We start from the raw sequence: 8,008 nt of genomic DNA, 5'->3' as shown, positions 1-8,008 counted from the left end.
CTGGTCAAAGAGCCTGACAATGAATATGACAGCGAAGCAATCAAGGCAGAGTTGCCGGGGCTTGGTTGCGCAGGTTATGTGGCGAACAGCCCGCACACGGTGCTGGGCGACTGCATCAGCGCCGGGCGGTTGTATGACAAAATCGGAGACAGCGCCACGGCCAAAGTTGGCTATGTACTGGACAATGCGGTGGTCTGCAAGGTGAAGATTGCAGAGAAAGAAAAGATGTGCGGTCAATGCAGCGAATAACAGCTTTATACGAGTTTGTTGCCCGCTTCCGGCTCTGGGTATCGAATGATTCGTATAAGTGTTGCAGAGGTTGCTGCGTGACAGGTCCATATTATAAAGATTGTGAGGCTGATGCACAAAAAAGATAAAACTTCAAGATTACGATCCCAGAACAGAAAACAGGGCAAGCTAAAACGAAAAGAGTTTTATTATGGCTTATTCGCGTAAAGACGTTGATAAAACAAAGCAGAACGCCAAGAAATTCGTTCGCTACCAAGAGGGTGCTGAAAAGTACAGCATGGGTTTGACAAAATTCACAGCGCTCGCTAAAGAAGCTAAGGCTGTTTACAAAATTGACAAGGTAACCTTGGCCAACTGTGAGATTTTTGAACGGTATTTGGAATCATTCCGTATTCCGTAAAATTCTCACCTCACAGCCTCTCTGATATTAACAAACAAAACTCCCCCAAGTGTGCATACGCTGTGCGTAGAGGCCTGGGGGAGATGTTGTTATAGTAGCAAATTTATAGGTTTCTTGTCAAGAACTGAATGTTATACTCCAACGCAAGAGTAAAAACAACAGACTCATTGAAAAGTTTGCAGATAAATCTAGCAACATTTCAATGAGACGGGCGAGAAGGGACACCACCATATCGGAAGAGAAAACGATGCGTGGACTGGTTATGAAGCTGTTGTCCTCTCCAACGTAATCATTGCAGATCATATCTTCGTCAATAAGTCATTCGCATAAGTGTTATAAAAAAGCTCCGCATTGCAAAAAGCAATGTGGAGCTTTTTTACAAAGATTTTCTTTTAGCGGTCAAAATAGTTCGACTCTACCTAACAATAAATCAATGAAATTACAATGAAAAACACCATTTTCATCATAAAAGCTATGCGGAATATCCATTCGCACTATAATTTTTTTGAAAAAGTCCTTTGCAAGGAGTAACGATAACAGTTCCGCGGATTCCTTTTTCTCGGTATCCATACGAAAAGCAGATTGAATGTATATTTTCTTGTCTGCATCATTTACCACAAAGTCAATTTCTTTTTGTGTCTTTCCTCCATTGGTTCTGTCATAGACTACCCCAACATCAACAGAATAACCCCGCTGCAGAAGTTCGTTGTATATAATGTTTTCCATGATATGGCCGGGGTCATACTGACGGTAGTTCAGCCTTGCATTCCGCAGTCCAACATCTGTGTAATAATATTTGTTGGGATAATTAAAATAGGTCTTCCCTTTGACATCATACCGCTTTGCCATAGAAATCAGAAAAGAATCCATAATGAACTGCACATAATTGGATACGAGCGTTGGATTAACCTTCTCCTTTTTCATGGAAGCAATAGCGTTTGCTATATTATTTGGATTCGTCAGTGAACTAATTTGCGACGCAAGGAAGTCCAGAATATCATTTAAGATATCCTCTCGCTCAATTTTATTACGCTCTACAATATCTTTTACATACAGCTCACTGTAAAGAGAAGCCAAATAGTCCTTTTTGTCCTTTTCATCTTCCAACATCAGCAGCCGGGGCATTCCACCGTAAAGCATATAGGTATCCAGCGCCTTGCGTTCATCACCACCCACATAGGAATAAAATTCCGCAAAAGAAAGAGGGAACACATGGATCTGCGTAGCTCTGCCTCGAAATTCTGTTGCAATATCCTTGGATAAGCCTTTAGAATTGCTGCCGGTCACGTAAACATCTAAGTTTTTGTAGGCCTTCAATTCATTCAGCATATCGTAAATTGTAACTTCAATACCACCGTTTTCTTTATCGACCACTTTTGTGGTAAGCTGAACCTCATCAATGAACAAATAGAATTGCTCGTTTGCTTTTGCCTGCACAACAGACTCTACATACTCGCAGAGTGTAATAGGATTGCGGAATTTATAGAACCGCCGTTGATCCAACTCGATTTTTATGATGTGGTCATCTGCTACACCTTGTGAAAGGAGATACTCATAGAACAAATCGAAAAGTAACACAGATTTTCCGCAGCGTCGAATCCCCGTAATGACCTTAATCTCTCCATTCCAACGATGCCGAACCAATCGGTTTAAATAAGAGTCACGGTTTATCATCAAGCTCACCTCGTACTTTGTACAATTTCGTCCGAACTTCAATGCAAATTATAGCATATCTTTTATGTACTTTCAAGACAACCATCGTATTTTACGTAGAACTTCGGACGTTTTTGTATAAAGTCATATACAAAGACCGTAAATACAAGTACTGCATGGATGCAAACTTTACGTCGAGTCTGAAACAAGCAGTGTGTAGCACACTCGTCCGTTCAGACTTACTTGATGCGCCCTATTCAACGTACTATAAATTCCTTATAAAATTCAGCCCCCACATCGATTCGGTGTGGGGGCTTCGCTATTTAAGTACATCCAGTAGAAAATGGTGATATTCTCAGAATTTCATCTGTCTGCATATTCTGGCACCATTGACATAAATGTCATTTGCCAGTTCTGTAACAAGCCGCATATCCTGCCAGGTTTCACACTTATTCCCCATAAAAGTAATGTTATCAAAATGGACATCATGGACACGTACTTCTTCTGTCGGTGTCTGATACCCCCGGATCATGGAGACCGGGATATCTCCGTTCAGCACCTGGATATTATCAAAATAGATATCATTAATCTCTCCTTTGGCAAGCTGTTCCGTATATCTGCAAAGCAGAACCTTAATATCGAACAGTTTCTGTTCTGCCTGCTCTACTCTGATATTTTTATAATGTATATCATGAACATGGCCGCCATCTGCCTGATGGATGGAAATCGCCGCACCACCCATGTTTCCTTCATACTGGCAGTGTATAATATCACAATCCTCAAATACTAGGTCGTGGATTTCGCTCTGGAGGGCATAACCAAGCTCTATGGCATTACCGGGTTCTGCATTCCAGATCACGTTATTGTGAACACGAACTTTTGTTACGTCACGTACCGTTGACGGATCTTCAAACAATCTTTGGGATTTGATGCAGATACTGTCGTCTGTGGAACGGATAAAGCAATTTTTTACCTCTACGTCCTGGCTGCTCGTAATATCAATACCGTCTCCCGTTACAATCCTCGACATAATATTCATATCATCAATCACAACATGGTCACACGCCGCAGGAACTACATGCCAGGAAGGACCGTCTACAGCAGTAAAGCCTTTTAAGAGTACATTATTACACCACTTGGCATAGATAAAGAAACGGTGTGCATTACTGTCCGGCAGATGCCAGCAGGCTCCGTTGATAATTCCGTTTCCTACAATGGAAATATTGTCACAATGGTCTGCGTATACACAACCTGATACAACAGCACCTTCCTCTATGTAAACCGTATCATTGGACTTTAAGGTAAGAACTCCTACATTATATACCTTGCCCTTTTCAAAGCAGATGGTGGTATCTGCCGGCTTCTCAATCCTGTGCGAGCAAAGCACAAACAATGCATCATGAAGACCACCATCTGTCTCTACAGTAAACTTTCTCGGTTCATCAAGATGGATATGGACTGTTTCTCCTTTTACAAAAGGAACTATGCCAAAGCTGGACGGACGGATTTCAAGTTTTTCATATGGTGTATGGATTGAAATCTCCAGATCATACGCTTCGTTATCTACTACTACAACATAGTCAAACGAATCTGTATGGTATACCACACGCTCTGTTCCATTGCAGGTAACACTGTATTTTGTTGATTTTTCCAATTCATCTACAGATTTTAAAATAAATCTCGGTTCCTTGACCGGGTCCGGATTAGGATAATAAATCAAATCATTTTCAAAATCCTTCATATCTTTTTTCTCCTCGCTCCATCATAAATACTTATGATTCATACTGCCTATAATCAATTACCAGAGCTATTATTTAATTCTTCGATGAACAGGCAATAAAACAGTTGGAAAGGATACTGCCGTATAAGACGTTTCCAATAAAACCGCCGCTTTCAGCGCATCGATTGCCATCGGAATGACTGAATCGTATGCAATCACATAGCGGTTATAGTCACGGCGGCTTCTGGTTTCATCCAGATTTTCAATCGTCATTCCAAGTTCTTCTGCCGAATCCACGATTGCCTGCTTTATCTTCTTCTTTTGCCCTTGTGACAGCAGCGTATCAATCGTAATATCAATATCTTCGGAGAAGCGGCGGAATCACTTTATAGCATTTGCTCAGTGATGTACCGCCCTTAAAAACGATATACGGCATCTTCTGAGCCAAAAGTCGCAGCAACATAGTAACATAATAATCTTTTTCGATTGCCTGTACCATAACGCCCGTCTGCTCATAGGCCAAGTCAATCGCATCCCGGAATTGCTCTCTATCACTGTGCAAGTACGCCATTATAAATCACCCTCGTTTCTACCAGATTTTTGTACAGCTTATCTGGGTAATAAGAAAAATACGGTTCCATTTCTGAAAGGCTCAAACTTGCATCGCTCATATATTGATACAACCGTTCCTGCAAAGGCTTTCCCGTAATTTCGGAATACACATCTACATCTTTCAGCAAATCAAGGAATTGCAGCACCTTATAATTGGATTCCGTCACTGGCACTTTTGGCTTACGAACAATCACCCGCGACTTTGCCAGAGATGTTTCCCTGTATTCATTCGTTGCCTTATTCGATACAACTTCATACAGCATCGGAACTTGTGTCGTTAGCCCCATCTGGTTAAAGAACATCAAACCACTCACATAGCCGCATCGCTTATCCTTATCTCTCAGATATTTACATTCCAACACTTTTTCTGGGGGAAGCTGCGACCCTGATTTGAAAATCGTTTTTTTCGGCAAGAAATAAACTCCATTGTCAAACCGCTTTACCTTTCCGGCATCGGTGAGTTTCTTTATCTGCTGTCGAAGATTTGCACGGCTCATGCCCTCGATTTGAAGATCAGCAAGGAAAATTGGCTCATTCAGTTTGTAGTTTTTTAGAAGATACTCATATAATGTTTCCATACTGCCCTCCGTTCACACATTCGTAATTCTATATTTCTGTTCTGTTATTATTATACTTGTGATTTTCAAAAATATCAAGACATCTTTCAATCACAAAGAGGCGCAGCTTCGAATACTTTTAACTTTTTTAGAAGAAATTTGAAAAATTCTGCGAAAATTTCCGGGAACGTGTTCTCTTGTACTATAGGAGGGTTAAAAGCCTCCGAAAAAGAGAATAGCGTCCTCTGTTTGTACCGCATTGGGGAAGCAGCGCCACGACCGGAAATTCGCGAGCGTGCCAAGGTGCGAGAAAACATACTGCACTGGCCGTAAGGCCATTGTAGGGCACAGCACCGGGAAAGGTTGCCTGTCTGGAATTGCAGAGGGAGAAAAACGCACAGCTATAACGACAGATCGTGCCGTGGAAAGATTGCTTTTCTTTCCACGGTATTTTTGTATCGTTATAGATACAAGTTTTTCATATTTTTCCCTACACAAAATGAACGGAGGTACTAAGAAATGGCTTACTCTCGTAAGGATGTTGAGAGAACAAAAATGAACGCCAAGAAATTTGTCCGCTACCAAGAAGGTGCCGAAAAGTACAGCATGGGTCTGACAAAATTCACAGAACTCGCTAAAGAGGCTAAGGCTGTATACAAAATCGACAAGGTGACTTTAGTAAACTGTGAGATTTTTGAAAGGTATCTGGAGACATTTCACATACTTTAATATGTGGTGTGGCCAAAAGCCAAGCAGAAATTACATAGCGATGATTATAAAAATATGGCTTGATATATCGTCATACGTTTAGTATACTATTGATGTGGGAGGTGTAAGAATAGCTATGGCCAAAATGGGACGACCGAAATTAGAGAATGCCAAGCGGAAAGCCGTAACCATTCGGGTGGAAGATGCCCTATATGATCGTATCCGTTCTTATGCTGCACAACACCAAATGACTATCACAGAAGTTGTCTTACTGGGTTTAAGCAAGGTTTTGTCTGACCCGGAATAAGTATCAGGCCCTTCTTCTTTCGGGAAGGAGAATTGATATGGCAACGACACGAAAAGACCTGCGGGGGCGTACCCTGCGAAAAGGTGAGATGCAGCGCAGCTCCGATAAGCGATATGCGTATTCTTACACGGACCCGCTGGGGCGGCGCAAATACATCTACGCAAATGACCTTGTGACCCTTCGGGAGAAGGAAGCACGGCTCACCAAAGACCAGATGGACGGTCTGGATATTTACGTTGCAGGCAAAGCAACGGTCAACTTTGTGTTTGACCGCTACATGAGCCTAAAAACGAATCTACGCCAGACCACCCGGAGCAACTATCTTTATATGTATGACCGCTTCATCCGCGATACCTTCGGCAAGAAGAAAGTTGCAGAGATTCGGTATTCGGATGTGCTGCAGTTCTACAATTACCTGTTGGATAAGCAGGGCTTGCAGACGAACACGCTCGAAAGCGTTCATACGCTGCTACATCCCACCTTTCAGCTGGCGGTTCGGGATGAGATCGTCCGCAAGAATCCCGCAGATGGTGTGATGGCAGAAATCAAGAAAAGTTCCGAGCAGACCACTGGTGTGCGTCATGCCCTGACGATTCCGCAGCAGCGGGCGTTCATGGAACATATCGCCAATCACCCGGTCTTCTGCCACTGGTGGCCGTTGTTCACGGTACTGCTGGGAACAGGCTGCCGCATTGGTGAAGCGTTGGGCTTGCGCTGGGATGATTTGGACTATGAGCGGCGCACTATCAGTATCAATCACAGTCTGGTCTATTACCCGGTGGGCGAAAGCCGCAATTCGGTTCTGCACATCTCAAAGCCTAAAACGGAAGCAGGCGTTCGGACGATCCCTATGTTTGATACCGTAAAGGATGCCTTTGAAATGCTGCATGAAGAACAAAAAGAATCCGGCTGGAACGATGTGGAGATTGATGGTATGTCGGGCTTCATCTTCTGCAACCGCTTTGGTAATGTTCCGAATCCGCAGTCTGTGAACCGCGCTATCAAGCGCATCATTGCAGACTATAATGCAGGTGAAGAAGTGGAAGCAAAGAAGCGGCACCGGGAGGCGGTTCTGCTGCCGGACTTTTCGGCACATCATCTACGGCACACGTTCTGCACAAGGCTTTGCGAAAAAGAGACCAACCTGAAGGTCATCCAATCGGTCATGGGGCATAAAGACATTCAGACCACGATGGACATTTATGCCGAGGCGACCGAGGAGAAAAAACAGGAATCATTTGAGCGTTTGGCTGCTACACTGGATATTTTTTGATAGCAAAGAAGGGCTCTTACTGAGCGTTTTGTCTGACAGCAAAATTCTTCCAAGGACAGCAAATTGACAGCAAAACTACGAGAATGACGGCGAATCACGAAGGATTGTGAATACCGGGAACGCAAGTGAAAACGCGATTGTGAAGCATCACGAAGCATTGTAAGCCGGTTCCGGAAAGTATCCCCACGATGAAGCCCATCGACTAAAAAGCATTGATTCCACGCCTTTTATAAACCTGGCTTGGCTGATTTGACACCACATTGACACCAAACTTGCAGAAAAGGCTTTACAAAAATAGCAGAGAGTTATCCTCTTACGGGGATGGCTCTCTGTTTTTTAGTCCAGTTGTGCATTTCTATACATAGTATGGAGAAAGTTCTATCTCCCTCTGTTAAATTCCCCCATAAATTGACGCAGGCGGCTTATCGGTGGTATAATTTATAATAATTATAAAGGCAACACCGCACAATTCCCGCCTGACGGCTTAAGCACCGCTCCGGCGGCTGCGGCACGGCATCTGCGTTGCCAA

Annotated in this window: 8 protein-coding genes and 1 pseudogene; 5 read left to right on the top strand and 4 right to left on the bottom strand. The window is 43.2% G+C overall.

All coding sequences use genetic code 11. From position 1 onward, the window contains the following. Nucleotides 1-249, top strand: a pseudogene (locus tag C4885_RS14330) (hypothetical protein); the annotation flags it as partial. Nucleotides 250-439: 190 nt separating this feature from the next. Further along, the gene (locus C4885_RS14325; protein ID WP_114000984.1) at nucleotides 440-649 is read left to right on the top strand and encodes a DUF6462 family protein; all 210 of its coding nucleotides are present in this window, start codon (nucleotides 440-442) and stop codon (nucleotides 647-649) included. Nucleotides 650-1,048: 399 nt separating this feature from the next. Here C4885_RS14325 and C4885_RS14320 read toward each other — a convergent pair whose 3' ends face one another. The 4 genes from C4885_RS14320 to C4885_RS14305 all read right to left on the bottom strand — a co-directional run bounded on the left by C4885_RS14320 (nucleotide 1,049) and on the right by C4885_RS14305 (nucleotide 5,212). Then, entirely contained in the window at nucleotides 1,049-2,323 is a 1,275-nt protein-coding gene (locus C4885_RS14320; protein ID WP_114000983.1) for an ATP-binding protein, read from the bottom strand. Between the two features lie 334 nt (nucleotides 2,324-2,657). Then, nucleotides 2,658-4,043, bottom strand: coding sequence for a glycosyl hydrolase family 28 protein (locus tag C4885_RS14315; RefSeq protein WP_114000982.1), 1,386 nt, complete (start codon nucleotides 4,041-4,043; stop codon nucleotides 2,658-2,660). A 69-nt stretch (nucleotides 4,044-4,112) separates the two neighbouring features. Then, entirely contained in the window at nucleotides 4,113-4,358 is a 246-nt protein-coding gene (locus C4885_RS16705) for a hypothetical protein (protein WP_256359672.1), read from the bottom strand. Between the two features lie 215 nt (nucleotides 4,359-4,573). Further along, nucleotides 4,574-5,212 carry a DUF6088 family protein gene (locus C4885_RS14305; protein ID WP_114000981.1) on the bottom strand — a complete coding sequence of 213 codons (639 nt, stop codon included), beginning with the start codon at nucleotides 5,210-5,212 and terminating at the stop codon, nucleotides 4,574-4,576. 498 nt (nucleotides 5,213-5,710) lie between these two features. On the opposite strand from C4885_RS14305, the gene C4885_RS14300 reads away from it, so the two are divergent. From C4885_RS14300 to C4885_RS14295, 3 genes are all read left to right on the top strand, one after another. After that, nucleotides 5,711-5,920, top strand: coding sequence for a DUF6462 family protein (locus tag C4885_RS14300; protein ID WP_114000980.1), 210 nt, complete (start codon nucleotides 5,711-5,713; stop codon nucleotides 5,918-5,920). Nucleotides 5,921-6,035: 115 nt separating this feature from the next. Then, nucleotides 6,036-6,206 (top strand): hypothetical protein, encoded by a 171-nt coding sequence (locus tag C4885_RS16695; RefSeq protein WP_199488123.1) that lies wholly within the window; start codon nucleotides 6,036-6,038, stop codon nucleotides 6,204-6,206. A 37-nt stretch (nucleotides 6,207-6,243) separates the two neighbouring features. Beyond that, on the top strand, nucleotides 6,244-7,479 hold the full coding sequence (locus C4885_RS14295; protein WP_114000979.1) for a tyrosine-type recombinase/integrase: 1,236 nt from the start codon (nucleotides 6,244-6,246) through the stop codon (nucleotides 7,477-7,479). The last annotated feature ends 529 nt before the right edge of the window (nucleotides 7,480-8,008 follow it).

The sequence above is a fragment of the Subdoligranulum sp. APC924/74 genome (genome assembly GCF_003324125.1).
Lineage (GTDB): Bacteria > Bacillota > Clostridia > Oscillospirales > Ruminococcaceae > Gemmiger > Gemmiger qucibialis.
Note: the sequence above shows the minus strand (reverse complement) of the source record. Positions and strands in the feature narration are given on the sequence as shown.